Annotated in this window: 21 protein-coding genes and 1 riboswitch; of the genes, 13 read left to right on the top strand and 8 right to left on the bottom strand. The window is 75.0% G+C overall.

Annotated features, from left to right (window positions below):
• Window positions 1–1,806: 1,806 nt before the first annotated feature.
• Window positions 1,807–1,877, top strand: a riboswitch (guanidine-III (ykkC-III) riboswitch).
• A 10-nt stretch (window positions 1,878–1,887) separates the two neighbouring features.
• A complete protein-coding gene (locus AC1VL8_RS01650; RefSeq protein WP_389231467.1) occupies window positions 1,888–2,202 on the top strand; it encodes a DMT family transporter in 315 nt (104 codons plus the stop codon).
• 27 nt (window positions 2,203–2,229) lie between these two features.
• Here AC1VL8_RS01650 and AC1VL8_RS01645 read toward each other — a convergent pair whose 3' ends face one another.
• The 3 genes from AC1VL8_RS01645 to AC1VL8_RS01635 all read right to left on the bottom strand — a co-directional run bounded on the left by AC1VL8_RS01645 (window position 2,230) and on the right by AC1VL8_RS01635 (window position 5,299).
• Complete coding sequence (locus tag AC1VL8_RS01645; RefSeq protein ID WP_483073868.1) at window positions 2,230–2,925, bottom strand: DUF429 domain-containing protein; 696 nt, start codon at window positions 2,923–2,925, stop codon at window positions 2,230–2,232.
• An 87-nt stretch (window positions 2,926–3,012) separates the two neighbouring features.
• Window positions 3,013–4,596 (bottom strand): SPFH domain-containing protein, encoded by a 1,584-nt coding sequence (locus tag AC1VL8_RS01640; protein ID WP_483073867.1) that lies wholly within the window; start codon window positions 4,594–4,596, stop codon window positions 3,013–3,015.
• A 226-nt stretch (window positions 4,597–4,822) separates the two neighbouring features.
• On the bottom strand, window positions 4,823–5,299 hold the full coding sequence (locus tag AC1VL8_RS01635) for a hypothetical protein (protein WP_483073866.1): 477 nt from the start codon (window positions 5,297–5,299) through the stop codon (window positions 4,823–4,825).
• Window positions 5,300–5,361: 62 nt separating this feature from the next.
• On the opposite strand from AC1VL8_RS01635, the gene AC1VL8_RS01630 reads away from it, so the two are divergent.
• Together AC1VL8_RS01630 and AC1VL8_RS01625 are read left to right on the top strand one after the other, a co-directional pair.
• Window positions 5,362–5,916, top strand: a complete 555-nt coding sequence (locus AC1VL8_RS01630; protein WP_483073865.1) for a hypothetical protein — start codon at window positions 5,362–5,364, stop codon at window positions 5,914–5,916.
• An 82-nt stretch (window positions 5,917–5,998) separates the two neighbouring features.
• The gene (locus tag AC1VL8_RS01625; protein ID WP_483073864.1) at window positions 5,999–6,832 is read left to right on the top strand and encodes a hypothetical protein; all 834 of its coding nucleotides are present in this window, start codon (window positions 5,999–6,001) and stop codon (window positions 6,830–6,832) included.
• A gap of 62 nt (window positions 6,833–6,894) precedes the next feature.
• Here AC1VL8_RS01625 and AC1VL8_RS01620 read toward each other — a convergent pair whose 3' ends face one another.
• The 3 genes from AC1VL8_RS01620 to AC1VL8_RS01610 form a co-directional block, all read right to left on the bottom strand.
• On the bottom strand, window positions 6,895–7,296 hold the full coding sequence (locus AC1VL8_RS01620; RefSeq protein ID WP_483073863.1) for a DUF779 domain-containing protein: 402 nt from the start codon (window positions 7,294–7,296) through the stop codon (window positions 6,895–6,897).
• Between the two features lie 76 nt (window positions 7,297–7,372).
• Complete coding sequence (exaC, locus tag AC1VL8_RS01615) at window positions 7,373–8,896, bottom strand: acetaldehyde dehydrogenase ExaC (RefSeq protein ID WP_483073862.1); 1,524 nt, start codon at window positions 8,894–8,896, stop codon at window positions 7,373–7,375.
• Window positions 8,897–9,027: 131 nt separating this feature from the next.
• Window positions 9,028–10,320: a GAF domain-containing protein gene (locus AC1VL8_RS01610; RefSeq protein WP_483073861.1), complete on the bottom strand. Its 1,293-nt coding sequence runs from the start codon at window positions 10,318–10,320 to the stop codon at window positions 9,028–9,030.
• Window positions 10,321–10,576: 256 nt separating this feature from the next.
• Here AC1VL8_RS01610 and AC1VL8_RS01605 point away from each other — a divergent pair, with 256 nt between their 5' ends.
• Together AC1VL8_RS01605 and AC1VL8_RS01600 are read left to right on the top strand one after the other, a co-directional pair.
• The gene (locus AC1VL8_RS01605) at window positions 10,577–11,743 is read left to right on the top strand and encodes a GNAT family N-acetyltransferase (protein WP_483073860.1); all 1,167 of its coding nucleotides are present in this window, start codon (window positions 10,577–10,579) and stop codon (window positions 11,741–11,743) included.
• Between the two features lie 5 nt (window positions 11,744–11,748).
• The gene (locus tag AC1VL8_RS01600) at window positions 11,749–12,180 is read left to right on the top strand and encodes a hypothetical protein (RefSeq protein ID WP_483073859.1); all 432 of its coding nucleotides are present in this window, start codon (window positions 11,749–11,751) and stop codon (window positions 12,178–12,180) included.
• 13 nt (window positions 12,181–12,193) lie between these two features.
• Here AC1VL8_RS01600 and AC1VL8_RS01595 read toward each other — a convergent pair whose 3' ends face one another.
• Window positions 12,194–13,273 (bottom strand): helix-turn-helix transcriptional regulator, encoded by a 1,080-nt coding sequence (locus tag AC1VL8_RS01595; protein ID WP_483073858.1) that lies wholly within the window; start codon window positions 13,271–13,273, stop codon window positions 12,194–12,196.
• Window positions 13,274–13,361: 88 nt separating this feature from the next.
• Between AC1VL8_RS01595 and AC1VL8_RS01590 the strand changes: the two genes are divergently transcribed.
• The 4 genes from AC1VL8_RS01590 to AC1VL8_RS01575 all read left to right on the top strand — a co-directional run bounded on the left by AC1VL8_RS01590 (window position 13,362) and on the right by AC1VL8_RS01575 (window position 17,823).
• Window positions 13,362–14,756: an FAD-binding oxidoreductase gene (locus AC1VL8_RS01590; protein WP_483073857.1), complete on the top strand. Its 1,395-nt coding sequence runs from the start codon at window positions 13,362–13,364 to the stop codon at window positions 14,754–14,756.
• A 23-nt stretch (window positions 14,757–14,779) separates the two neighbouring features.
• Window positions 14,780–15,064: an acylphosphatase gene (locus tag AC1VL8_RS01585; RefSeq protein WP_389231430.1), complete on the top strand. Its 285-nt coding sequence runs from the start codon at window positions 14,780–14,782 to the stop codon at window positions 15,062–15,064.
• 63 nt (window positions 15,065–15,127) lie between these two features.
• Window positions 15,128–16,141 (top strand): glutaminase A, encoded by a 1,014-nt coding sequence (glsA, locus tag AC1VL8_RS01580; protein ID WP_483073856.1) that lies wholly within the window; start codon window positions 15,128–15,130, stop codon window positions 16,139–16,141.
• The gene (locus AC1VL8_RS01575; protein ID WP_483073855.1) at window positions 16,138–17,823 is read left to right on the top strand and encodes an MFS transporter; all 1,686 of its coding nucleotides are present in this window, start codon (window positions 16,138–16,140) and stop codon (window positions 17,821–17,823) included. Before glsA ends, AC1VL8_RS01575 begins: the two co-directional genes overlap by 4 nt.
• Here the strand turns inward: AC1VL8_RS01575 and AC1VL8_RS01570 are convergent.
• The gene (locus tag AC1VL8_RS01570) at window positions 17,741–21,115 is read right to left on the bottom strand and encodes a DEAD/DEAH box helicase (RefSeq protein WP_483073854.1); all 3,375 of its coding nucleotides are present in this window, start codon (window positions 21,113–21,115) and stop codon (window positions 17,741–17,743) included. The two genes, AC1VL8_RS01575 and AC1VL8_RS01570, sit on opposite strands and share 83 nt — an antisense overlap.
• Before the next feature lie 88 nt (window positions 21,116–21,203).
• On the opposite strand from AC1VL8_RS01570, the gene AC1VL8_RS01565 reads away from it, so the two are divergent.
• The 4 genes from AC1VL8_RS01565 (at window position 21,204) to AC1VL8_RS01550 (ending at window position 25,287) form a co-directional block, all read left to right on the top strand.
• Window positions 21,204–22,352, top strand: a complete 1,149-nt coding sequence (locus AC1VL8_RS01565) for a zinc-dependent alcohol dehydrogenase (RefSeq protein ID WP_483073853.1) — start codon at window positions 21,204–21,206, stop codon at window positions 22,350–22,352.
• Window positions 22,353–22,365: 13 nt separating this feature from the next.
• A complete protein-coding gene (locus AC1VL8_RS01560; protein WP_483073852.1) occupies window positions 22,366–22,926 on the top strand; it encodes a hypothetical protein in 561 nt (186 codons plus the stop codon).
• A gap of 77 nt (window positions 22,927–23,003) precedes the next feature.
• Window positions 23,004–24,218 carry a Fic family protein gene (locus AC1VL8_RS01555; protein ID WP_483073851.1) on the top strand — a complete coding sequence of 405 codons (1,215 nt, stop codon included), beginning with the start codon at window positions 23,004–23,006 and terminating at the stop codon, window positions 24,216–24,218.
• Between the two features lie 91 nt (window positions 24,219–24,309).
• Window positions 24,310–25,287: a pirin family protein gene (locus AC1VL8_RS01550; RefSeq protein ID WP_483073850.1), complete on the top strand. Its 978-nt coding sequence runs from the start codon at window positions 24,310–24,312 to the stop codon at window positions 25,285–25,287.
• The last annotated feature ends 159 nt before the right edge of the window (window positions 25,288–25,446 follow it).

The following is a 25,446-nucleotide window of genomic DNA, read 5'->3' as shown; positions in this document are numbered from 1 at the left end:
TTCCAGATCACGCCCGACAGCGGGTCCACCGCGATGCGGATCGACGACGGCGACGTCGTCCGGCACACCGTGACGCTGCCGCCCTGGCTGTCCGTCACCGGCGGGCTCCCTGCGGAGATCAGCACCGCGACCAGCACCGTGACGTGGACGCAGGTCCCCGCCGGAACGGGCCCCGTGGTCCGGACCGAGACGTTCCACGGCGCGCGCAGCGACTACCCGGCGACCGCCCCGGTGCAGCTCACCGTGGTGAAGTCGGTCACGCTCGCGTCGATCCAGGGCGACGCGACCGTCGCCGCCGCGCTGCCCACGCACGCCAGCAGCGCGAGCACGCAGGCGAGCGTCACGGTCACCGGCTCGGCCGAGACGCTCGTGGGCGTCCACGACCTCAGGATCGAGGCGGACGGGGGAGGCCCGTTCACCGTCGGGGCCACGGGCACGGCCTCGTTCCTCACCACCCCGAGCGCGTCGACCCCGGTCGCGTTCACCGTCGGCGCGGGGACGGAGATGAGGCACACCGTCACGCTGCCCGGCTGGCTGGCGCCCGGGACCCTGCCCCAGGAGGGCACCGGGGTCACGTGGTCCCAGACGACGCTCGGCACCGGGCAGGTGCGGGTGACGCGGACCGAGGAGTTCAACCAGGCGACGACCAGCTACACGACGCCGCGCCTCCAGTTCCCCGTCGTGGTGACCGAGACCGGCGTGCCGCGAGCCGGCGCCACCGCGAGCGCCGGGGCCACGGTCCCGGTGGTCCTGACCACCCGCGCGGGGAGTGCGACGACGACGGTCGACGCGACCCACGTGGTCGCCCAGGGGACCTACGACCTCACCGTGCTCCCGCGGGCCGACACCGACACGTTCAGGCCCATGACCTGGGGGACGATCACGTTCCGGACGGCACCGGGCGGCTCGCCGACGTCGCGGGCGCTGACGTTCCTGCCCGAGGACGAGCTGGTCCACGAGATCACCGTGCCGGCCGACCTGACGCCCACCGTCCCGACCGGCACGACGCAGCTCGCAACGAGCCGGGTGAAGTGGACGTCGAGGGCGAACACCGGTGGTACGACGACGGTCACCCGCACGCAGACCTTCAGCGCGCGGACTCTCGACACGCAGAACGCGCCGATCACCCTCGCGGTCCGGGCTGCGGGCAGCACGCTGACCCCGTCCAGCTCACCCGTGCGGGTCGCGGTGACCCTGCCGCGCGGGCTGGGGAGCGAGACAGGCTCCGTCCTCCGCGACGCGAAGTTCACGAACCAGCTGGTCCAGGTCGGCGTGTTCAACCACCAGATCGCGTGTCCGAACGGGACGAGGATCGGCGGCGGAGTGTGCGGGTTCGTGTTCAACACGACGCCGGGAGGCGAGGCGTTCGACGCGGACCTGCGCGCGGGCGACACGATCGTCCACTCCCTGATCGCCTCGGGCGGTGGTGCCTTCCAGTGGTGGGGTCAGCCGGCTACGGTCGAGACCGCGGACTACCGGATCACGTGGCGGCCGCAGTCGACGGAGATGGTGCCGCAGACGAGGGTGTACCGGACGATCGAGATCAAGCGGGACATGTCGCGCCTCGAGGTGCCGCAGGCGAGATGGGGCGTGCAGCTCCTGGCGGGCAGCACGAACGGGACCGCCTGCTTCGGGTTCGAGTGGATCCAGGTGCCGACGGAGATGGGCGTACCGCAGCACCGGTACGTCACCTGGCCGGGCTACTCGCTGGCGCCGGTCGGGAACGCGTGCACGGTGTACTAGCTGTCGGGTGGCCTCGCGGGGACCGGCCTTGATCGGCCCGTGCTCCGGGTGCGACCCTGGAGGGCAGAGCCCGCCGTCGCCGGGGGCTCCCGGACGAGGGGTGCCGTACCCGGAGCGCGACAAGACGGCCCGTGGGAGAGAACCATGTCCTGGATCGTGCTCGTCGTGTCCGGAGTCCTCGAGGCCGTGTGGGCGACCGCCCTCGGCAAGTCCGAGGGGTTCAGCCGCCTGGGCCCGTCGATCGTGTTCGCGGTCGCGCTGCTCGCCAGCATGGGTGGCCTCGCGTACGCGATGCGGGACCTCCCGGTCGGCACCGCCTACGCGGTGTGGGTCGGGATCGGTGCGGTGCTCACCGTGGTCTACGCGATGGCCACCGGGGGCGAGTCCGTCTCCGTGCTGAAGATCCTGTTCCTCGCGATGATCGTCGGCGGCGTGGTGGGGCTCAAGGCGCTGCACTGAGCCGCCGCGGGGCGCACGCGGATGCGGTCACACCCAGATCGCGGCGGTCGTGCCGTCCCCGAGGTCCTCGGGCGGGTCGGGGAGTGAGCGAGCGGTCCCGGCGGCGGCGCGCCGCGCGGTCCACGCGACCGCGGCGGCGTCGAGCACGTCGTCGACCGCCGCGTCCTGCCCGGCCAGCCCGAGGTCGCCGGCCAGCGTGACGCCCTGGTCCGCGAGCAGCCGGTGCCGGAGCGCCGCACCGGCCCAGGTCGGCTTGCGCACCGTCAGCGGCGCGCCGTTCAGGTGGGCGAACACCACCTCCGGGTGCACCTCCAGCACCGGGTGCCCAGCGTCGGCGGCGTACGCCTCGACCTCGAGCACGCGGTGCCGCAGACCGTAGGCCTGGATCGAGGCGCCCTCGCCGGCCAGCTCCCGGTTCACCGCGACGGCGGTCGCGTGGTCGGGGGCGAGCAACGCCGCACGGACCGGTGTGAGGAACACCGACGAGCGCAGGGGCCCGACGGCGGCCTTCGCGAGCACGTCGGCGGCGCGTCGGCCGGTGCGGGGCAGGCCGATCGGGATGTCCACCCCGACCACCGCGACCGGCCCGGCGGCGGACGCCAGTGCGACGACGTCGGCGAACCGCCGCGCGACGTGCGCGGCCGGGGGCCCGTCGCCCAGCACGACACCCACCCAGCCGCCGCGGCACGCATCCACGCCGAGCACCCGCGGTCCCGTGGTCATGGGAGGTCCTCTCGTGGTCGAGGACGCCGCGCGGTCGGGGGCTGACCGCGCGGCGTCCCGCTCAGCGGCGGGTGGGCGGGGCGCCGGTCAGCCCGCGGCCCCGTCGGCCGACGCGTGGTCGGCGGTCGCGTCCGACGCCGCGGCGGGCGCCGTGACGGCGGTCGCGGGCGTCTCGCCGCGCCGGCCGCCGAGCCCCTGGAGCAGGTCGAGGACGTCGATCCCGGTCTGCGCCTTGAGCATCGTGGACAGCTCCTGCACGCCGGTGGACACCTGGCCCGGCAGCCGGGACGCGCCGTCCTTGTCGATGATGGTGATGCCGTCGATCGCGCCGAGAGCGTCCGCGTAGGGCTGGGCGACCTTCGGCAGGGCGTCGAGGACCATCTGCAGGCGGGCGGACTCGGGGAACGACTGGTACGCGTCGGACTCGGCCTTGATCGCCGCGGCGCGGGCCTCGCCCTGGGCGCGCTCGGCGGCGGCCTCGGCCTCACCGCGCGCCTGGATGCCGTCGGCCTCGGCCTTGGCGAGGGCGAGCGCACCCTGCGCCTGGCGCTGCTGCTCGATGAGCGCGGCCTCCGCGCGGGAGCGCGCGGCGGACGCCTCGGCCTCGGCCTGCGCGGTGGTGCGCTGCGCCTCGGCCTCGTAGCGGCGGATGGCCGTGGTCTTGGCGGCCTCGGCCTCCTGCTCGGCGGCGTACTTGCGGGCGTCGGCCTCCTGGGCCGCCTCGTACTTGCGGGCCTCGGCGGGCTTGCGGACCTCGGTCTGCAGCTCCTGCTCGCGCAGGGCGGCGCGGCGCAGGGCCACCTGCTCCTGCTGGATCAGGACCTCCTGCTGCGCCTCGGCGACCGCGCGCTCGCGCGCGGCGTCGGCGTCGGCCTGCGCCGTCGCGGTCTCCTGGGCGATCTGCGCGTTGCGCAGGGCGAGGGCCTTGTTCGACTCGGCGATCTGCACGGCGGCCTCGTTGGAGCGCTGCGTGCTCTCCTGCTGGGCCTGGGCCTCGGCGATCTCGGCGTCCCGGGCCACGGCGGCGGCGCGCGGGCGCCCGAGGTTGCGGATGTAGGCGCCGGAGTCCTCGACGGTCTGGATCTCGAAGTTCTCGAGGATGAGGCCGCGCTCAGCGAGCATCGGCACCGCGATGTCCTTGACCTCCTTGGAGAAGTCCTGGCGCTCGTACAGGATCGACTCGACGGTCAGCGTGCCCGCGATGGTGCGCAGCACGCCGACGAGGACCTCGGAGGTCTGCTGCTCGATGACCTGCTCCTGGCTGCGGCCGGCGAACCGCTGGGCGGCCGCGCGGACCATGCGCTCGGTGCCGCCGACCTTGACGACCGCGATGGACCGCAGGGTCACGCCGACGCCGCTCTTCGTGGTCGCGTCCTCGGCGGCCACCGGGAAGCTCTGCGACGCGAGGGAGAGCCGCACGACCTGCTCGAAGATCGGCTTGACGAACGTGCCGCCGCCGATCACGACGCGCTGGCCGGACAGGTCGGTGGTCTCGTCGCCCGTCTCCGGGTTGATGACCGGCTTGCCGCTCTTGCGGCCGGTGATGATGAGCGCCTCGTCCGGCGTGGCGATCTTGAACCGCACCTTGGCGTAGATCGCGCCGACGATCGCCAGCGCGATCAGCACGACGACGGCGACGACGACGATGAACGTGGTTCCTACGAGCTCCATGAGACTCCTCGGGCGCGACCCGGTGGGGCCGGTCGGACGGTGGGCTGCCTCGACTCTAGGCGGCGGCTGTGCGTCCCGTCCCCGTTTCGCACCCCCTGCTCAGCGCCCCCGACGGCGCCGAGGTCGAGGGTTTCGCGATGGACCCGGCGTGTCGCGTCTGCGTGTCGCGTGGAACCCTCGACCTCGGCTGCCGAGCGACGCGGGGGAGGGGTGAGGGGGAGAGGGACTAGGACGGCTGCGTGCCGAGGATCTCGGCGTGCCAGGCGCCCAAGCGGTCGGCGCCCGAGCCCGTGGTGCGGACCGCCGTCACTCCCGTCGCGTCCAGCGGGATCTCGACGGGGTCGCCGCCGCAGGCGACGTCGGTGACCTCGGCGTCGCGGGTGGTGCTGCCGCCGTGGTCGTCGGCGGAGGTGGTCGCGACGGTGAAGTCCAGCGTCCCGTCCCCGAAGCACGACACCCGCACCGCGTCCACCCGGGCCGGCGCGTCGTACTCCAGCGTGATCCCGGTGCCGGCGGACGGCTCCGGGTCGCCCGGGCCGACGCGGGACGTCGCGGTCCCCAGCGTGCCGGTCCCCTGGTCGGCGGCGTCCTGCTCGGCGATCCAGGCGGAGATCTGCTCCGGGGTCCCCCCAGCGGGTGCGGAGCAGGCGGCGAGGGCGAGGAGGACGACCGTCCCCGCGACGGTGCGGGCGCGCGGGTGCATGGCGCCGAGCGTACGATGAGGCTGGTCGGATGAGAGGGCGGACTATCGGTCGGGAGCGTCGGATGGATCTCGCGGACCGCGCGCGCGAGGCGGATGCGCTGGTCGAGTCGGGTCGCGCGCAGCTGCGCCAGGTGATCCTCGAGGCGTCCGACCAGGGTCGGTCCCAGCGCGAGATCGCCCGGCTCGTCGGTCGGTCGCAACCGGAGGTCGCGCGCCACCTGCGGGAGGCCCGACGGACGTACCGGACCGTCCCCCAGATCGCCGACGACGTGCGGGCGTGCCTGCAGCAGGGCGACGAGCACCACGCGCTGCGCCTGCTGCTCGACGGTGTGAACCACCTCCGGTACCTGACCGTGGCAGCGGACGTCCGGGCGTTCCTGGCGCGGCCCGGCACGGTGGGTGACCGACGGTGGGACACGCTGCTGGCGACGGCCGTGGCCTACCAGGCGAGGCTCACCGGACACGTCCCGCCGCGGTGGACCGACGTGCCGCCGCTCGACGCCTTCTGGTGGCCGGCCGGCGAGCACGCGCTGCGGGCGAGGACGATGGCGCGCACGCCGATCGACTTCAAGCGCCTCGGCATCTGGTTCGACGCACGGAACTTCATGACCGCGTGACCGGCGCCGACCTCCCTCTACCGCGATCGACGGGCTGGCCGAGCACTGCGGAGCGGTTGCCGTCGTGCACGGTGTTCGGCTGATGGCGAGGTTCACCGTGCGCATCGACGGTCCGGCGGTGCCGTACCCGCGCTCGACGGCCGCGGCCCGCCCGGCGATCGTTCTGGTGGTCGTCGTCGCGATGGCCGGATCCGGGCTGGGAGCGCTTGCCTTCGCCGACGGGGGCGGGATCGCGGGGATCGGCCTGGGCGTGGCGATCGCCGCACTCCTCGCGATCGGCCTTGCGGCTCTCGTCACCCTGCTCGCCTTCCCGCGGAAGGGCCGGCTCGAGGTCGAGTCCGACGACGGGAAGCTGTGGCTCCCCGCGGTTCGCCCGTTCCGCGCCCTGACACTGCTCGGCCTGTCGATCTGCATCGCGCTCGGTGTCGTGGTCCTGGTCGGCCTCGTCGCTGAGCGGAGCTTCACCGGGCCCGTGGTGGCCTCACTGGCCGCCGTCGTGCTCGCCGTGGTCTGCGTGCCCGTGCTGATGGCGCACCTGCGCGGGGCCGCGGTGCTGCCGAAGGTCGGGCTGGCTCCCGACGGTGTCGTCCGGATGTCGGGTCGCGCGGTGCAGGTGGTGAGCTGGGACGACGTCGTCTCGGTCGACGCCGTGTCCGACCCGGCGCCTCGCGTGCTGGTCGTGGCACGCCTTCCCGTCCCCACGAGGTCCAGCTCTCGCCCGACGCGGGGGGAACGTCCGGTGGGAGGCCCCACGACGCGTCCCGACCAGCTGCCGATCGCGACCAACCTGCACGGATCGGATCCGCGGCTGGTCGCGCTGCTGCTGCGCCACTACCTCCGGCACCCGGCCCACCGCCCCGAGCTCGGCACCCCCGAGGCGGAGGACCGGATCCGCCGGGGCGACCTCTCCGCCTGACCTCGGGGCCTCCGGCAGGAGACCGCCGACGCGCCCGGGTGGGGCGAGCGACTCCGGTTCGGTCACACCGGCCCGACCTGGACCTCCGCGCCCTCGGCGGCCAGCTCCGCGTCGGTGAGCAGCCGCGACCGGATGAGGAACCGCACCCCCTCGGGCGCCTCGAGCGAGAACCCCGCGCCGCGGCCGGGGACGACGTCGATCGTCAGGTGGGTGTGCCGCCAGTACCCGAACTGGGCGCGGCTCATCCACACCGGGACCGTGAGGTCGTCGACCCGCAGGTCCCCGAGGTGGACGTCGGCGTCGCCGAGGATCAGGTCGCCCGCGGGGTAGCACATGGGGGAGGAGCCGTCGCAGCAGCCGCCGGACTGGTGGAACATCAGCGCGCCGTGCTCGGCGTGCAGGCGGCGCAGGAGGTCGGCGGCCGCGGGGGTGAGGTCCACGCGGCCGGGGGTGTCGTCGGGCACGGTGCTCCGTCCCGGCCCCGCGCGCGACCGGTGGGTGGGGCCGCGCGCGGGAGCCTGCTGGGTGGTGGGGTGCGGCTCAGAAGAAGCCGAGCTTCTGCCCGGAGTAGGACACCAGCAGGTTCTTCGTCTGCTGGTAGTGGTCGAGCATCATCTTGTGGTTCTCGCGCCCGACGCCGGAGCCCTTGTAGCCGCCGAACGCCGCCGCCGCGGGGTACGCGTGGTAGCAGTTCGTCCACACGCGGCCGGCCTCGATGTCCCGGCCCGCGCGGTAGGCGATCGCGGACTCGCGGGACCAGACGCCCGCGCCGAGCCCGTAGAGGGTGTCGTTCGCGGTGTGGATCGCGTCGGAGTAGTCGGAGAACGACGTCACCGCGACGACCGGGCCGAAGATCTCCTCCTGGAAGATCCGCATCGAGTTCTTGCCCTCGAAGATCGTCGGGGTCACGTAGTAGCCGCCCGCGAGGTCGCCGTCGAGCTCGGCGCGGGTGCCGCCCGTGAGCACCTTGGCGCCCTCGGCCTTCCCGATGTCGATGTACGACAGGATCTTCTCGAGCTGGTCGTTGGACGCCTGCGCGCCGATCATCGTGTCCGTGTCGAGCGGGTTGCCCTGCACGACCGCCTCGGTGCGGGCGATCGCGTCGGCGAGGAACCCGTCGTAGATGGACTCCTGGATCAGCGCGCGCGACGGGCAGGTGCACACCTCGCCCTGGTTGAGGGCGAACATCGTGAACCCCTCGAGGGCCTTGTCGTAGTAGTCGTCCTTGGCACGGGCGACGTCCTCGAAGAAGATGTTCGGGCTCTTGCCGCCGAGCTCGAGCGTCACGGGGATGATGTTCTGGCTGGCGTACTGCATGATCAGCCGCCCGGTCGTGGTCTCGCCGGTGAACGCGATCTTGCGGATCCGCGGGCTGGACGCCAGGGGCTTGCCGGCCTCGACGCCGAACCCGTTGACGACGTTCACGACGCCCGGGGGCAGCAGGTCCCCGATGAGCTCCATCAGCAGCAGGATCGACGCGGGGGTCTGCTCGGCGGGCTTGAGCACGACGGTGTTCCCGGCGGCCAGCGCGGGCGCGAGCTTCCACACCGCCATGAGGATCGGGAAGTTCCACGGGATGATCTGCCCGACCACGCCGAGCGGCTCGTGGAAGTGGTAGGCGATGGTGTCGGCGTCGATCTCGGAGATCGACCCCTCCTGGGCGCGGACCGCCCCGGCGAAGTAGCGGAAGTGGTCGACGGCCAGGGGCATGTCGGCGGCGAGGCACTCGCGCACCGGCTTGCCGTTCTCCCAGGACTCCGCGACGGCGAGCATCTCGAGGTTCTGCTCCATGCGGTCGGCGATCTTGTTGAGGATCACCGCGCGCTCGGTCGCGGTGGTGCGGCCCCAGCTGCGGGCGGCGCCGTGGGCGGCGTCGAGGGCCCGCTCGATGTCGGCGGCGTCGCCGCGCGCGACCTCGGTGAAGGTCCGACCCGTCACCGGCGACGGGTTCTCGAAGTAGCGGCCCGACGCGGGGGCGACCAGCTCGCCGCCGATCCAGTGGTCGTAGCGCTCGCGGTAGGTGGCGGGGCTGCCGGGCTGCCCGGGTGCTGCGTAGACGGTCATGTGCGCGCCTCCGTGCTCACGTGGCCGGCCGCGGTCCGGGGTGCGGCCGCGGCCGGGGCGCCCGCGTCGTTGCGGTGCGCCGTGCGCGCGACGGTAGGTCGCGGGAGGTTGCAGCGGGGTTGCACCGCAGGTCACACGTCCGCGAGCCCGCGGGTGTCGCCGAGCCGCCGCACCAGCAGGCCGAGCCGGCCCGTCGCGCGGGCGCGTGCGGCGCTGCCGGGTGGGGTGAGCGCGGCGAGGCGCTCCCACGCCGGCCAGTCGTCGGCGCCCTCGTCGCGGTCGAGCCAGCCCTCCAGGGCGACGACGTCGGCGGCGTGCAGGACCGCGGCGCGCACGTCGGACGCCAGGGCGTCCCGGACCTGCTCGACGCCGGGGGCCCGCGACCGCGGCAGCACGGGACCCGGGTAGCGGTCCAGCGCGGCGCGCACGTCCCCCGCGGCGAGCGCCGCCCGGACACCCGCCACGTCGGACGACAGCGGTGCCGTCAGCCGGTACGGCCGGGAGTGCGCGACCAGCGGTCCCGCGGAACGGCGCAGCCGGGACACCTCGGCGCGCACGGCGACCTCGGACACTGCGTCGGGGTGCAGCAGCACGGCGAGCTCGCCGGCGTGCAGCCCGCGCGGGTGCTCGGCGAGCAGCAGCAGCAGCTCCGCGTGCCGCAGCGACAGCGCCCGGGGTGCGCCGCCCGGCGGGTGCAGGACGCCGGAGTCCGGGCGCAGCACCTCGAGCCGGGCCGCGGTCGCGTCCGCCGCGGTGCCGGCCGCCGAACCCCGCGCGAGGTCGCGGGCGCGCAGGTCGGCCTCCACGGCGGCGGCGGTCGCGCGCACCAGCGACAGCATGAGCGGCGAGGCGGCGGGGTCGCGGCCCGTGACGTCCAGCGCGCCGAGGGCCCGGCCGGCCGGGTCCCGCAGGACGGCGGCCGTGCAGCTCCACGGCTGGACCGCGTGGGCGAAGTGCTCGGCGGCGAGCACCTGGACGGCGCGCCCGGTCGCGAGCGCGGTCCCCGGGGCGTTGGTGCCGACGTGCTGCTCGTCCCAGGCGGCGCCCTCGACGAACCCGACACCCTCGACGGCGCGCCGCACCCGGTCGTCGCCGGCGATCCACAGCAGCCGGCCGCCGGCGTCGGTCAGGGCGACGACGAACCCCTCGGTCAGGGCGGCGTCGAGCAGCAGCCCGCGGACCACCGGCAGCGCGAGCCGCAGGGGGTGCTCGCGCCGGTGCGCCCGCAGGTCCGCGTCGGACAGGGTGACGGGCGGTGCGGGGCGCTCGGGGTCGACGCCGCTGCGCAGGCTGCGCACCCACGAGTCGGCGACGACGGGCCGGACGCCGCGGACGGGGACGCCGGTGGCGAGGAACTGCTCGTGCGCGGCGTGCGTGCGGGCCACGGCGCCGGGGTGGGGTCGGTCGATCTCGTCGGTCGGCACGGGTCCACCCCTCCTCGACGTCGGCGGTGGCGTCGTGCGGTCAGTGTGGCCCGTCGCCGCGCGGGTCGCCAGGGGGTGGCATGGCCCCGGGCCCTGGCGCGGAAACCGGGGTCGTGGTCGGGAATTCTCACCCGCAAACCCGCCCAAAACCTGCCAAACGCGACAGTACGCTCGCGGCGTCACCCCCGGGAGCCCCCACCGGGGCACCCGACGACGCACCACCGCCGGCCCGACCGATCGCGTCCGGGAGGACATCGTGCAGATCCGGCTCATCCCCCTCGCCCAGGTCACCCGCGTCGACGCCGAGGCCTGGCAGCAGCTCGCCGACGCCGCGCTCGAACCCAACGCGTACCTCGACCCGCGGTTCCTCGTCCCGGCCCGGGACCGCGAGGCGCAGGCCGCCGACCTGCAGCTGGTCGTCGCGCACGAGGGCGGGCAGTGGCACGGCGTCCTCGCGGTCACCGTCAAGCCCGTCGCGCCCCGCGTGCCGGTCAACGCCACCACGACCGGCGGGGCCTTCATGACGTCCCACGCCGACCGGCACCACCCCCTGGTCCGCACCGACCGGGCCGCCGAGGCGCTCGCGGCCCTGCTCGCCGGCGTGCGGTCCGCAGGGCTGCCCGGGCTGGTCCAGCTCCAGCACTTCCCCGCGGACGGGCCGCTCGCCCAGACGCTCGCCGAGGTCGTCGGGCGCCGGCCCGGCCTCCGGGTGCACGAGCGGCGTCGCCGGACCACGGTGTTCGCGCCCCGGGAGGCCGTGACGGTCCTGCCGGTCCCCGAGGGGCCCGGGCCGGTCGTCGACCCCCCGCTCTCCTGGGACCACATGCGGACCGACGAGCGCCGGAACATGCGGCGCGGCGTCCGCGGGCTCGCCCGGGCGGCGGACGGGCCGCTCGAGCTGCACGACCGCAGCGCCGACCCGGACGTCGACGACGAGTTCTTGGACCTCCAGGTGGCGGGCTGGAAGGGCGACCCGGCCCGCGGTGGTGCCGCGCTGCGGCTGGACCCGGTGGCCGAGCGCTGGTTCCGGGCCGTCACCGCGGGGTTCCGCCGGGACAAGGACCTGCTGGTGCTCCGGCTCGCCGCCGGCGGGCAGACCCTGTGGATCGGGTACGCGCTGCGGTCCGGGTCCGGGTACTTCGGGTTCCTCGACGCGTACGCCCAGGCGCACGCGCGCTACAGCCCCGGCTCGATCGGGCGGGTCGCGACGATGACGTACGTGTTCGGTACCACCGACGCGGCCGTGTTCGACCCGGCGTTCGACGCCCGGTACACCGTCGGTGCCCGGCTGTTCCCGAGCACCCGCGACCGGGTGGACCTGCTGGTGGCGACCGGGGGCGCGGTCGCCCGGACGGTGCTGCGCGCCGCGCCGCACGCGCACCGGCTGGGCCTCGCCGCCGACCGGGCGGTCGTGGGAGGCTGACCGCCGTGAGGCTCACCCGCACCACCCGCGTCGAGGCCGACGTCCACCCCGGGTTCCACGCCGCGGAGACCCGGTCGCTCCAGACGTCGCTGCAAGCCGCGCTGACCGCGGCGGAGCGCGCGACCGGCGGCGCCGTGCCGGTGGAGGTCGCGTTCGACGACGGCCGCGACGGCGGGCTGGTCGTCGTGTGCCGGAACCTCGTCGTCGGGTTCGTCCCCGCGTCGCGGGTGCCGCGGCTGCGGGCGCAGCGCGACGCCGCCGGTCCGCGCGCCCGCCTCGTGGCGCCGGGACGGCTGCACCCCGAGGGGCCGCTGTGGCGGGTCTGGGTCGGGCCGGTCCCGGACGACGGCGTCCCGGCCGCGGACGAGGCGGCGGACGTGCTCGCCCCGCCCGAGCCCGCGGTGCTGGGCATCCCGCTGCGCCGCGGCGACGGCTGACGGCCCCGGAGCCTCAGGCCGACGCCAGGTAGTGGTCGACGTAGACCCGCGCGACGAGCTCGCGCCGGCTGCCGACGCCGACCTTCTCGAACACCGCCTTCAGGTGGTCCTGCACGGTGTACGGCGACAGGTGCAGGGCCCGGCCGATCTGCTGGGTGCTGTCGCCGTGCAGCACCCGCGCCACGACGTCGCGCTCGCGGCCGGTCAGCCCGAACGCGGCGACCACGAGCGGCACGATCTCGGGCGGCCGGGCCTCCTCGACCGTGACGACGACCTGGCGCCCGCCGCCGTCGCGCGCGGCGAGCGGGGCGGCGTGCACCAGGAGCCACTGGCCGGCGGCGGTGCGGACCCGCAGCCGCGGGACGGTCCCGCGCCGGCCGTCCCCCAGCGCGCGGGCGGCGGAGGTGATCGCGGCGACGGGCGTCGGCAGCGCGCCCCAGCCGGACCCGCCGAGCTCCGCGACCCGGTCCTGCGCCGCGGGGGTCAGCCGGCTCACCGTGTTGTCGGGCTCGACGACGAGCACCGCCGGCCCGGTCGCGGTCGGTGCGGTCGTGGCCGACGCGGCGGCGGTCACCAGCCCCGCCCGCACCCCGAGCGCCAGCGAGCCGGCCACCCGCGCGAGGAAGTCGGCCTCGGCCGGGCTGAACCCGCTCGTGCGGCCGTTGCGGTAGAGGGCGACCGCGGCCCACGCCCGCCCGTCGGTCCGGGCGGAGGCGCGCAGCTCGTGGTCCAGCGACCAGTGCGGGACGAACATGTCCCGGTGCCGGCTGCTGCGTCGCGGGTCGCCCCCGGTGGCGTCCGCGAGGATGCCGACGGGGACCTCCCGGAGGGCCAGCGTCCGGAACAGGTTCACGTCGTCGGTCAGGTACTCGTGCTCGAGGAACTCGGCGTCGAGCTCGTCGCCGATGTTCCGCTTCACGGACCCGGTGATCAGCCCGGAGTCGGGGTCGACGGGGCCGATGCACGCGGCGTCGTGCGGGACGGCCCCGGCCAGCAGGTCGATCGCCCCGGTCACGAACCCGCGCCAGTCCAGCCCGGAGCGGGCGAGGGCGTCGAGCCCGCGCTGCACGGGCTCGGTCCGCAGAGTCGCCATCCTCCGATGGTGCTCCTGTCCGCTTGATCCCGGTATCCCCCGATTCTGGGATACCGCTGCTGCGAGGATGGCGAGGACGCTCGACCCCATGACGACCCACCTCGCGGCGCCGACGCCGCTGTCCCCGACCGACCTCGACGCGCTGCGCTCCGCCCTGACCGGCACCCTGGTCGCACCCGGCGACCCCGGCTGGGACGCCGCCCGGCAGCCCTGGAAGGTGCTGATCGACCAGCAGCCCGTGGCGGTGGTGCAGGCCGCCGGTGCCGACGACGTCGTCGCGACGGTGCGCTGGGCGGCGGCGCGCGGCGTCCCCGTGACCGCGCAGCCCAGCGGGCACGGCGCGAGCCGCGCCCTCGACGGCGCCGTCCTGGTGCGCACCGGTGCGCTCGACGACATCTGGGTCGACGCGGCGGCCGGCGTGGCCCGCGTCGGCGCCGGGGTGCGGTGGAGCACCCTCCAGCGGGAGCTCGACGGGACCGGGCTCACCGGGCTCGTGGGGTCCAACCCGGACGTCTCGGTCGTCGGGTTCTGCCTCGGCGGCGGGCTGTCCTGGTTCAGCCGGGCCTACGGCTCCGGTGCGGGCTCGGTGCGGGCCGTGGAGGTCGTCGACGCCACCGGCACGCTCCGCTGGGTCCGGTCCGACGAGCCGGCGGACGCCGACCTGCTGTGGGCGCTGCGCGGCGGCGGCGGCGACTTCGCGGTGGTCACCGCCGTCGAGGTCGACCTGTTCCCGGCGCCGCAGATCTACGGTGGCCTGCTCGCGTTCCCCGCACAGGTCGCGCCCGCGGTGTTCCGGGCCTTCGCCGCGGTCACGGCGTCCGCGCCCGAGGCGCTGACGACGTGGGCGGCCGTGATGCACCTGCCCGACGCCCCGTTCGTGCCCGCCGAGCTGCGCGGGGCGTCGCTCGCGCTGGTGCTCGCCACCTACCTCGGCGACGCCGCCGAGGCCGAGCGGCTGCTCGCACCGGTGCGCGCCGCCGGTCCGGTCGTGCGGGACACCGTCCGCGTGCTCGCCCCCGGTGAGGTCGGCCTGCTCGCGGAGGAACCCGTCGAACCGAGCCCGGTGGTGCTCACCGGCACCCGGCTGCACACGTTCGACGAGGCGGCGATCGACGCCGTGCTGGGCGCCGTCGGGCACGGCTCCGGCACGCCGCTGCTCCAGCTCCAGGTCCGGCACACCGGTGGGGCGCTCGCCCGCGAGCGGGTGCCGTCCGCGGCGGGGACCGCCGAGGAGCCCTACCTGCTGACCGGGCTCGGGATGATCCCGGCGCCCGGGCTCGCACCGGTGGTCGCCGGGGCGCTCGGCGGGCTGCTGGCCCTGCTCGAGCCGTGGAGCACCGGGACCGTCCCGCTGACGTTCCTCGACGAGGACGAGACGATCGCCAAGGCCTACCCGCCCGCGACCGTCGACCGGCTGCGGGCCGTCAAGGACGCGGTCGACCCGAGCGGGCTGATCCGCAGCAACCGGCCGGTCCGGGGCTGACGACGGGAGGCACACTCGACGGCATGACCGAGCGCCGGGTCGTCGTGCACGGCCGCGTCCAGGGCGTGGGGTTCCGCGCGTCGCTCGCCGCGCGCGCCCGGGACGCCGACGTCGCCGGCTGGGTGCGCAACCGGCCCGACGGCACCGTCGAGGCGCTGCTCTCCGGGGGCGAGGACGCGGTCGCCGCGGTGCTGGACTGGGCACGCCACGGCCCGCCGGGCGCCGACGTCACGGCGGTCGAGGTGCACGACGCCGGCCCGGGCGACGGGGGCGCGCACGGGGCGACGGGGTTCTCGGTCACCGGCTGACCCTGTACGGCCGCGAGGGTGCGTGCCACGATCGGCTGAGGTCCAGCGACGGGCGGGGGCGCAGTGCAGACCGACGACGACACCGAGCAGGTGGTCTCCACCGGGTCGCTCCCGGGCTGGGACCGCGTCGAGCAGCTGGTCCAGGACGCCCACGCGCGCTACCGCGACCTCGCCGACGGCACCGTCGCCGACTACATCCCCGAGCTCGCCTCCGCCGACCCCGCGTGGTTCGGCGTGTGCGTCGCGGAGTCCGGTGGCGGGCTGCACCTCGCGGGCGACGCCGAGGTCCCGTTCACGATCCAGTCGATCTCGAAGGCCTTCGTGTACGCGCTGGTCTGCGAGGCGCTGGGCCACCGGCCGGTCCTGGACCGGGTGGGCGTGAACAACACCGGCCTGCCGTTCAACTCGGTGATCGCCGTCGAGCTCAACGACGGGCACCCGATGAACCCGATGGTGAACGCCGGCGCCATCGCCACCACCGCGCTGCTCCCGGGCGGGACCCCGGCCGGCCGGTGGGAGCACCTGACGCGCGGACTCGACGCGTTCGCGGGCCGGCGGCTCGAGGTCGACGACGTGGTCTACCGCTCGGAGGCCGCGACCAACCAGCGCAACCGGGCGATCGCCCGCCTGCTGGAGAGCTACGGCCGGATCGAGGCCGACCCGCTGGAGGTCGTCGACCTCTACACCCGGCAGTGCGCGCTGCGGGTCACCGCCCGGGACCTCGCCGTGATGGGCGCGACGCTCGCCGACGGCGGCGTGAACCCGCTGACCGGCGAGCGCGTCGTCTCCGCCCAGGTCTGCCGGGACACCCTCGCGGTGCTGGCGTCCACCGGGATGTACGAGCGGTCGGGGGAGTGGCTGTTCGAGATCGGCCTGCCCGCCAAGTCGGGGGTCGCCGGGGGCATCATGGCGGTCGCCCCCGGCAAGGGCGCGATCGGGACGTTCTCCCCGCCGCTCGACCCCGCCGGCAACAGCGTCCGCGGGCAGCGCGCCACCGCGCACCTGAGCCGCTCGCTCGGCCTCAACGTCTTCGCGTCGTCCGTGCACGTCACCGAGAGAGCGGGAGCCGGCAGATGACCACGGTCGAGCACGACGAGCCGGAGTACGACGACCCCGACCACGACGACCCCGACCACGACGACCCTGCGCCGCCGCCCGTCGACGCACCGCGCACGTCGTGGGTCCCGATGGCGGGGCTGTTCCTCGCGCAGGTCCTCATGTCGTTCAACGTCGCGGCGCTGCCGGTGTCGCTGGGCGGCATGGTCGAGGACTTCGGAGTGCCGCCGACGGTGGTCAGCTCGACGATCGTCGTCTACGGGCTCGCGGTCGCGGCGCTGGTGATGACGGGCGCGAAGCTGGGTCAGCGGATCGGCTGGGTCGTCGTGTTCCGGGTCATGGTCGGGGCGTTCGCGGGGTCGGCGCTGCTGATGATCCTGTCGCCGAGCGTCGGCTGGGCCATCGCGGGCCAGGCGGTCGCGGGGGCGTCGGCGGCGATCATCGTGCCGTCGCTCGTCGCGCTGATCGCGGAGAACTACCACGGCGCCCAGCAGGCGACCGCGATCGGGTCGCTCGGCTCGGCCCGGGCGATCTCCGGGGTGACGGCGTTCTTCGTCGGCGGCGCGCTCGGCACCCTGGTGGGCTGGCGGCCGGTGTTCGGCGTCGTGCTGGTCCTCGCGGTCGCGGTGCTGGTGCTGAGCACCCGGCTCCGGTCGGACCGCGGCGACCCGGGCGTGCGGATCGACCTGATCGCGTCCGTGCTCATCGGTGCGGCCGTCGTGGCGCTGACGCTCGGGTTCAACAACCTCAACGCGTGGGGGCCGCTGCTGGCCACCGACGGCGCCCCGTTCGACGTCGCCGGGGTGTCGCCCGCACCGCTGCTCGTGGTCGTCGGTGTCGTGCTCGGGCAGACGTTCTTCTGGTGGACGCGCCGCCGCGCCGCGGGCGGGAGGACGCCGCTCGTCGACCTGTCGGTGCTCGGCTCCGCGAACGAGCGCGCCGCGGTCTACGCGATGTTCATCGTCGTGGCGCTGGAGGCGGCGCTGAACTTCACGGTCCCGCTGTACATCCAGATCGTGCAGGGCCGGACCCCGTTCGACACCGCGCTGGCGATGATGCCGTTCAACCTCACCGTGTTCGTCACCGCGACCCTGATCGTGCGGTTCTACCGGCGGTTCAGCCCGCGGCAGATCGGCGTCGTCGGGTTCACGCTCACCACGGTCGCGCTCGCGTGGCTCTCGCTCGTCGTCACGAACAACTGGGAGACGCTGCCGACGATCCTCGGTCTGCTGGTGTTCGGCGTCGGGCAGGGGTCGCTGGTCACCCTGGTGTTCAACGTCCTGGTCACGTCCGCGCCCAAGCGGCTCGCCGGGGACGTCGGGTCCATCCGCGGCACCACCCAGAACCTCGCGTCCGCCGTCGGCACCGCGCTCGTCGGGGCGCTGCTGGTGACGATCCTGTCGGTCAACGTCGGGCGCGCCGTCGTCGAGCACCCCGACCTGCCGCCCGACCTGGTCGCGCAGGTCGACCTCGACCAGGTCAACTTCGTCAGCAACGACGAGCTGCGCGAGGTGCTGGACCGTACCGACGCCGACCCCCGCGAGGTCGAGGCCGCCGTGGCGCTCAACGAGCAGGCGCGGCTCGACACCCTGCGGCTCGGGCTGCTCGTGCTGGCCGCGATCAGCGCGACGGCGGTGCTGCCGGCGAGCCGGCTGCCGCGGTACCGGCCGGGGGAGATCCCGGACCCGGAACCGGCGGGGTGACGTCGGTCCGTCCCCGGGCGATCCGGTCGTCCAGCCCGACCGCGACGACCCGACCGGACGCGACGTCCAGGACCACGGTCTTCGCGGCGCTGGAGGCGAGGAAGTCGTCCAGCGCGGCGCGTGAGCCGATCCCGGGGACCGCGATCTCCACGTCGTCGACCGTCGTGGTGGGCACCGGCTCGTCCGGGACGACGGCGAGGCCGCCGAGCGCGCACGCGATCAGGACGGAGACGGTGAGGTGCGGCAGGCCCATGGGTTCCCCTGGTTCCGGAGGTGGTGAGCTGCGCCGGGTGGCGCCGCTCCGCACGATAACGGGGACGAGGAATGCCACTTTCGCATTCCTCCGCAAAGGGGGCATTCCCCGCGCGTCGTCGTTCGCACCCGCGTCGAGAGCCCGACGTGTGCGCCCTGGGTACGCTGACCCGCGGCTGAGGGACGGCCGGGAGCAGAGCAGAGGTGACGTCGTGACGGAGACCGGTCGACCGGACGAGGACGAGCGGGAGCAGGGCGCGGCCTGGCAGGTCGAGGGCCCCTCGGGGTCGCCGCACCTGCTCGGGGCGGCGCTCGCCCGGCTGGTCCGGCGCCTGCGGGGGCGGTCGGTCCCCGGGTGAGGAGGGCGACCGGACTCGCCGTGGTGGCGCTGCTCGCGGCGGGGTGCGCCCCCGTCGGGGTCGAGGTCCGAGGAGAAGCTGCCGCCGTGCCCCGAGGTGCGGCAGATCGCGGTCGAGGAGCTCGCGGCGCACACGGACTGCTCCCTCACGGGGTCGACGCTCGTGTTCCCGGACGGTCGCAGGTTCGAGGTCGGACCGGCCAACGGATCCAGCAGCACCACAGACGAACCCGGGCTGGAGTGGGGGGCGACCAGCTGGGGTCGTGACGGGACGGCCGCCTGGCGGCGCACCGACGAGGGTGTGACGTTCTGGGGACCGCGGGCCGCCGTGGACCAGGAGATCCTGCTGTGGTCGCGTGACCTCGACTGAGCGGTCGCCGAAGATGCGGCGTCCGGGTCGGTGACGCCGGCCTCGCGGCACCGACCCGGTCGACGCCGGGTCACGGCTGCGGCGGCGGCGTGCCCCCGGCCTCGTCGGCCAGCTCGTCCCACACCGGCCCGTAGCCGAGCCGCGCCTGCTCCATCGCGACGACCTCGCGCGCCAGCCCCGCCTCGGTGACGTCCACCGCCGCGACGGCCGCCGCGGCCACCGACGACTCCCGCACGTACGCGTCGAACACCCGCTGCTTGCCGGACAGCAAGCTCCACGATCCGCTCGTCCACGCCGTCCTCGGCGAGCAGCCGGTGCGCGACGACGGTGCGGACCTGGCCCATCCGGTGCAGCCGCGCGACGGCCTGCGCCTCCGCCGACGGCACCAGCTGCGGCTCGCACAGCACCACGACGGACGCGGCCTGCAGGTTCAGCCCGACCCCGCCGACGCTGATCTGCGCGACCAGCACCCCGTCCCGCGGCCCGGCGCCGAACGCGTCGATCGCCGCCTGCCGGTCGTCCGGCGCGACGTCCCCGGTGAGCGGCCCGACCACCGGGGCCCCCGCCGCCACGAGCGCGCGCGTCACCACGTCCAGCACGTCCCGGAAGTACGAGAACACGACGGTCCGGTGCCTGTTGGCGCCCGCGTCCGCCACGATCTCCACCAGGCGCGCGAGCTTCGTGGAGTCCGCCGGGTCGGGGGTCAGGTACGCCGCGCGCCGCATCGCCATGAAGCTTCCCGACGCGACCGCCGCGCGGTAGACGGCCTCCCCGGCGGGCGACAGGTCCTCCCACTCGTCCACGGCGATCAGGTCGGGCAGCTCGACGAGGACGTCCCGCTGGTTGCGGCGCAGGTACACCGGCGCGACCTCCCGGCGGAACGCGTCCGCGCCCACGAGGCCCAGGTGCCGGGGCAGCCCGGCGGCCAGGTCCGCGTCGAGCAGCCGGACCAGGGCGACGAAGTCCTCCAGCCGGTTGTCCATCGGCGTGCCGGTGAGCAGCAGCACCCGCCAGACCGCCGACGTCCACGCGGCCACCGCCTGCGTCCGTCGGGCCGCCGGGTTCTTGACGTAGTGCGCCTCGTCGACCACCAGCAGCCCGACCTCGGCGCCGTCGACGGGGACGTGCCCCAGGCACTCGAACGTCGTGACACCGATCCCGCCCTCCGCCCGCCAGCGCGCGATCGCCGCGTCCCGGTCCGGGCCGTGCAGGCGGTGGCCGGTCAGGGTCGTGCGCGCGTCGACCTCCCGCAGCCAGCCCGCGAGCACGCCCGCCGGGCACACGACCAGGAACCGGCGCTCGCCCGCGGCCGCCAGGTCGGACATCACCGCGAGCGCCTGCATCGTCTTGCCCAGGCCCATCTCGTCGCCGAGGAGCACCCGGCCCTGGTGCAGGGCGAACCGCGCCCCGAACTCCTGGTACCCGCGCAGCGGCACCCGCATCCGCGACAGGTCCAGCGGCCGGGCGGCGACGCGCTCCGCGAGCTCGGCGGTGAGCATCCCGCGGGCGGCGAGGACGTCGCGGGCGAGCGGCACGATGCTGCCGAGCACGGTGTAGAACTCGGCGCTGCGGCGCTCGAACGCGTCCCACAGCGCGCCGGAGGCGGCGTCGGGCCGGGCGCACGCCGCCGCCAGGTCGTCGATCGTCGCGCCCAGACCGGTCGTCGCCAGGGTGGCGTCCCAGGTGTCTAGCGCCGCGAGGGCCCGACGCGCACGGTCCTTCGTCGCCCGGCGGGACAGGGCGAGCCGCAGCCGGTTCGTGGCCGGCGCCGCCGCGACCGCGTGCACCGCGACCGACGTCGCGTAGTCGGTCAGGGCCTCGCGGTGCGGCTCGACGAGCGGGCGCAGCCGCAGCAGCCGGTCGAGCAGCCGCAGCAGCGTGACCGTGGCGGTCGAGTCGGGTCGCCCGGAGCGGTCGATCTCCAGCCGCAGCGGCACGCCGTCCCGCACGGCCCCGGCCAGCTGCTCGACCGCGGCGACGACGCTGCGCGCGGTCTGCTCCCCGACGCCGGGCACCGCGTCCAGGGTCGCGGCGGGCACCCCTAGCAGGTCCGCGGCGGTGGCGTACCCGGCGTCCGCGAGCGCGCGCAGCCGCAGGTTCCGGTCGGTCATCGCCCCGAGCTGCTCGACGGGCACGACGCCGAGCTCCGCCCGGACCCGGGTCTCGCGGTCCTGCTCGACGACCGCGGCGACCTCGACGGTCGTGGCGTCCACCCGGTCGAGGACGGCGCGGGCGGCGGCGGCGAGCGCGCGGTGCCGGTCCAGCAGGGCGCGCGCGCCGGCCCCGGGCTCGGTCGCGGGGGTGGTGCTCATCGCCCGCGATGCTACGGGTGCCGCCCCGGGATGCGGGATCGCCCCGAGGTCCCCACGCTGGAGGGACCGACAGGGACGAGGGAGTCGCATGCGCGCGATGGTGTACCGCGGGCCGTACAAGGTCCGCGTCGAGGAGAAGGACATCCCCCGGATCGAGCACCCGAACGACGCCGTGGTGCGGGTGGTGCGCGCCGCGATCTGCGGCTCCGACCTGCACCTCTACCACGGGATGATGCCGGACACCCGGGTCGGGCACACGTTCGGGCACGAGTTCATCGGCGTCGTCGAGCAGGTCGGCTCGTCGGTGCAGAACCTGCAGGTCGGCGACCGCGTCATGGTGCCGTTCAACATCTTCTGCGGCACGTGCTTCTTCTGCGCGCGCGGCCTGTACTCCAACTGCCACAACGTCAACCCGAACGCCACCGCGGTCGGCGGCATCTACGGGTACTCGCACACCACCGGCGGCTACGACGGCGGGCAGGCCGAGTACGTGCGGGTGCCGTTCGCCGATGTCGGTCCCTCGGTCATCCCGGACTGGCTGGACGACGACGACGCCGTGCTGATGACCGACGCGCTCGCGACCGGGTACTTCGGCGCGCAGCTCGCGGACATCGCCGAGGGGGACACGGTCGCGGTCCTCGGTGCGGGGCCCGTGGGGCAGTTCGCCGCCCGGTCGGCGTGGCTGATGGGCGCCGGACGCGTCGTGGTGATCGACCAGCTCGAGTACCGGCTGGAGAAGGCACGCACCTTCGCGCTCGCCGAGACCCGGAACTACACCGAGTACGACGACATCGTCGTCGAGATGAAGAAGGCCACCGACGGGCTCGGGTTCGACCGCGTGATCGAGGCGGTCGGCGCCGAGGCCGACGGCAACCTGGTCCAGCACGTCACCGCCGCGAAGCTCGAGCTCCAGGGCGGCTCACCCGTCGCGCTGAACTGGGCGATCGACGGTGTCCGCAAGGGCGGCACCGTCTCCGTGATGGGTGCCTACGGGCCGATGTTCTCTGCGGTGAAGTTCGGCGACGCCATGAACAAGGGCCTCACCCTGCGGATGAACCAGGCACCCGTGAAGCGCCAGTGGCCCCGGCTGCTCGAGCACCTGCGGGCCGGCTACTTCACGCCCAGCGACGTGATCACGCACCGCATCCCGCTGGAGCACATCGCCGAGGGGTACCACATGATGTCCGCCAAGCTCGACGGCATCATCAAGCCGCTGATCGTCCCGGACGAGGCCTGAGGAGGAGCCGGACATGCCGTACACCGCCCAGAAGCCGCCGCTGCCGGAGACGCCCGACCAGCTCCGCGCCCGCATCCCCGGGTGGGGTGCCGACCTCGACCCCGCCGACCGCCCGTCGACCCCGCGCGAGCGCGACGACCTCCCACCGACCGGCGCGCACTGGGTGCTGCCGGAGCGCCAGGAGGAGACCGTCCCGCGCGAGCGGTCCGTGGAGCACACGATGCTGCCGCCCGTGTTCGGCACCGCGCAGCCGCTGCACGGGCCCGCGGGGGCGATCCGTCGCTACGCCTACGAACGGTTCAGCGAGGGTCGCGCGGCGCACTGGCTGCTGCTCATCGCCGCGGACCGGGTCGACGCGACGACCGCGCACCTGCGCTCCCTCGCGACCCTGCGGCCCGACAACCCGGTCACCGAGACGGGGATCAGCGCGGAGCTGCACGCCCACCCGGTCGCATCGCGCCGCGGGCGGGCCGATGTCCGGCACCAGCCCCTCGACGTGGTGCTGGTCGCGGGGCCGTGGGTGCTCGGCGGGGTGGCGGTGGCGGCGGTGCTGCGCCGGGCGCTGCGGCTCTGAGCGCGCAGGCCCGAGGATCTGTCCGGACGCGAGCGTGGTACTTACAGTTCGGTCGAAACTGTAAGTAAGATGGTCCGATGGTCGACCCGCTCCCCATCGCTCCGCTCGCGAGCACGGAGCACGTCTGGATCGCGGAGACCGACGGGATGTCGACCCGCGCCCAGGTCGCCGCGGGATCCGGCTCGTACTTCTCGAGCGTCCCGCCCGCGATCGCGGACTACCGCCCGCCCGTGCCGGCGGACCTGGCGGCGGACGTCGAGGAGGCCGCGACCGCACTGACCGGGCTGGACAGCTACGCCGCAGCGACACTCGGGCTCGACGACCCGGTGCTCGGTCCGATGTCGTCGATCCTGCTGCGGACGGAGTCGACGTCGTCCTCGCAGATCGAGAACGTCACGGTCGGCGCCCGTCAGCTGGCGCTGGCGGAGCTGGACCAGTCGACCAGCCAGAACGCCACGGTCGTCGTGGGCAACGTCCGGGCGATGGAGGCCGCGCTGGACCTCGCCGACCGCCTGGACGAGCAGGCGGTGCTCACGATGCAGGGGGTGCTCCTGGCGGCGCAGCCCGGGTGGGGCGCTCACGCGGGGCGGTACCGGGACGGTCTCGTGTGGGTCGGGACGAGCGGCATCAGCCCGCGCGGCGCGGCCTACATCGCCCCGCAGGCCGACCTCGTGCCCGCCGCGATGGCCGACCTGGTGCGGTTCATCGCGCGGGACGACCTGCCCGTGCTGCTCCAGTCGGCCGTGGCCCACGCGCAGTTCGAGACCATCCACCCGTTCGCGGACGGCAACGGGCGCACGGGGCGGGCGCTGGTCCACGCGATCCTGCGGGCGAAGCGGGTGATGACGCGGACCACCGCACCCGTCTCCGCGGGGCTGCTCACCGACACCGAGGCCTATGTCGACGCCCTCACGGCGTACCGCGCCGGCGACGCCCGGCCGATCGTGGAGCAGTTCACGCGGGCCAGCCGGTACGCCGCCCTCACCGGCCGGCGGCTGGTGGACGACCTCGCGGCGCAGGTCGACGCGGCGAGGTTCGCGCTCGGCGCGCTCCGGCCGCAGGCCGCCGCCTGGCAGGTGCTGCCGCAGCTCGTCGCACAGCCGGTCGTCAGCTCGCGGTTCCTCGTGCAGCGGCTCGGCCTCAACGCGGTCACGGCGCAGCGGGCCCTCCAGCAGCTCGCGGACGCCGGCGTGCTGGTCGAGCGCAGCGGGCGGCAGCGCAACCGCGTGTGGGTCCACGAGGGGGTCCTCGACGTGCTCGACGCCTACGCCGCACGCCTCCGGCGCGGCTGACCCGGGGCGGCGCCGCCGGTCGGTGCCGTGGGTACCCTGGCCGCCACGCCGGCGCACGCCGGTCGGCCGCGGACCACCGCCGGGAGACGCCATGACCAACCTCGAAGCGGTCGCGACCGAGCACGACTGCCGCCCGACCGCCCCGCCCGCGGGGACCGAGGTGCTCGAGCCCCGGGACGTCCCACTCGGCGGGATCCGGGCGATGTCCGTGCGCCGCACGCTGCCGCAGCGTGCCCGGTCGTTCGTCGGTGCGTGGTGCTTCCTCGACCACTACGGTCCCGACGACGTCGCGCTCACGGGCGGGATGCGGGTCCCGCCGCACCCGCACACCGGGCTGCAGACCGTCTCCTGGTTGTTCTCGGGGGAGATCGAGCACCGCGACAGCCTCGGCACGCACTGCCTGGTCCGCCCGGGCGAGCTCAACCTGATGACCGCGGGGCACGGGATCAGCCACTCCGAGGACTCCACGCCCGCCACCACCGTCCTGCACGGCGTGCAGCTGTGGACGGTGCTGCCCGAGCGTGATCGGGACGCCGACCCGGCGTTCGACCACTACGTCCCGCCGGTGACGGCGCTCGACGGCGGCGAGGCGCGGGTGTTCCTCGGGTCGCTGGCCGGGTCGACGTCGCCGGTGCCGACGTTCTCCCCGCTGGTCGGCGCGGAGGTGCGGCTGCGGCCGGGTGCGGCGCACGCGTTCGCGGTCGACCCGGCGTTCGAGCACGCGGTCCTGGTCGACGCGGGGGCGGTCGCGGTCGACGGGACGCCGGCGCCGGTGCACCACCTGCTCTACCGGGCCCCCGGTGCGACGACGCTGACGCTGACCGCCACGGGCGACGCCGAGGTGCGGGTGCTGCTCATCGGCGGGCTGCCGCTCGGCGAGCGCATCGTGATGTGGTGGAACTTCATCGGGCGCGACCACGAGGAGGTCGTCGCGGCCCGCACGCAGTGGCAGGCCGAGATCGCCGACGTCACCGGCCCGGCCCCGCGGTTCGGCCGGGTCACGGGGCACGCGGACGCGCCGTTGCCCGCGCCGGTGATCCCGGGGCTGCGGCTCACGCCCCGCGCGTAGCCGCCGGGCAGGGACCGCGCTGCGGCCGCGGAGGACTGGGTAGGTACCGGCAGAGGTGCGTCGACGGCCACTCAACCGGCTCGCGCCCGGGGCGTCACCGCGCTGCCGCCTGCTGAGTAGGTGGGCGGGCGGTGCTCGGTGAGTGGTGCGGAACCCGCA

The sequence above is a fragment of the Cellulomonas sp. KU4C genome, from assembly GCF_056868065.1.
The sequence above is the reverse complement of the archived record's forward strand: the minus strand, read 5'-3'. Positions and strand labels throughout refer to the sequence as shown.

What these genes read in the sequence shown, in the direction of transcription:
- AC1VL8_RS01585 (WP_389231430.1), top strand. Translation starts at nt 14,780, where the DNA reads ATGACCGAGCGCCGGGTCGTCGTGCACGGCCGCGTCCAGGGCGTGGGG.
- AC1VL8_RS01550 (WP_483073850.1), top strand. Translation starts at nt 24,310, where the DNA reads ATGACCAACCTCGAAGCGGTCGCGACCGAGCACGACTGCCGCCCGACC.
- AC1VL8_RS01645 (WP_483073868.1), bottom strand. Translation starts at nt 2,925, where the DNA reads ATGACCACGGGACCGCGGGTGCTCGGCGTGGATGCGTGCCGCGGCGGC.
- AC1VL8_RS01635 (WP_483073866.1), bottom strand. Translation starts at nt 5,299, where the DNA reads ATGCACCCGCGCGCCCGCACCGTCGCGGGGACGGTCGTCCTCCTCGCC.
- AC1VL8_RS01590 (WP_483073857.1), top strand. Translation starts at nt 13,362, where the DNA reads ATGACGACCCACCTCGCGGCGCCGACGCCGCTGTCCCCGACCGACCTC.
- exaC (WP_483073862.1), bottom strand. Translation starts at nt 8,896, where the DNA reads ATGACCGTCTACGCAGCACCCGGGCAGCCCGGCAGCCCCGCCACCTAC.
- AC1VL8_RS01640 (WP_483073867.1), bottom strand. Translation starts at nt 4,596, where the DNA reads ATGGAGCTCGTAGGAACCACGTTCATCGTCGTCGTCGCCGTCGTCGTG.
- AC1VL8_RS01595 (WP_483073858.1), bottom strand. Translation starts at nt 13,273, where the DNA reads ATGGCGACTCTGCGGACCGAGCCCGTGCAGCGCGGGCTCGACGCCCTC.
- AC1VL8_RS01565 (WP_483073853.1), top strand. Translation starts at nt 21,204, where the DNA reads ATGCGCGCGATGGTGTACCGCGGGCCGTACAAGGTCCGCGTCGAGGAG.
- AC1VL8_RS01630 (WP_483073865.1), top strand. Translation starts at nt 5,362, where the DNA reads ATGGATCTCGCGGACCGCGCGCGCGAGGCGGATGCGCTGGTCGAGTCG.
- AC1VL8_RS01560 (WP_483073852.1), top strand. Translation starts at nt 22,366, where the DNA reads ATGCCGTACACCGCCCAGAAGCCGCCGCTGCCGGAGACGCCCGACCAG.
- AC1VL8_RS01570 (WP_483073854.1), bottom strand. Translation starts at nt 21,115, where the DNA reads ATGAGCACCACCCCCGCGACCGAGCCCGGGGCCGGCGCGCGCGCCCTG.
- AC1VL8_RS01575 (WP_483073855.1), top strand. Translation starts at nt 16,138, where the DNA reads ATGACCACGGTCGAGCACGACGAGCCGGAGTACGACGACCCCGACCAC.
- AC1VL8_RS01555 (WP_483073851.1), top strand. Translation starts at nt 23,004, where the DNA reads ATGGTCGACCCGCTCCCCATCGCTCCGCTCGCGAGCACGGAGCACGTC.
- AC1VL8_RS01625 (WP_483073864.1), top strand. Translation starts at nt 5,999, where the DNA reads ATGGCGAGGTTCACCGTGCGCATCGACGGTCCGGCGGTGCCGTACCCG.
- AC1VL8_RS01650 (WP_389231467.1), top strand. Translation starts at nt 1,888, where the DNA reads ATGTCCTGGATCGTGCTCGTCGTGTCCGGAGTCCTCGAGGCCGTGTGG.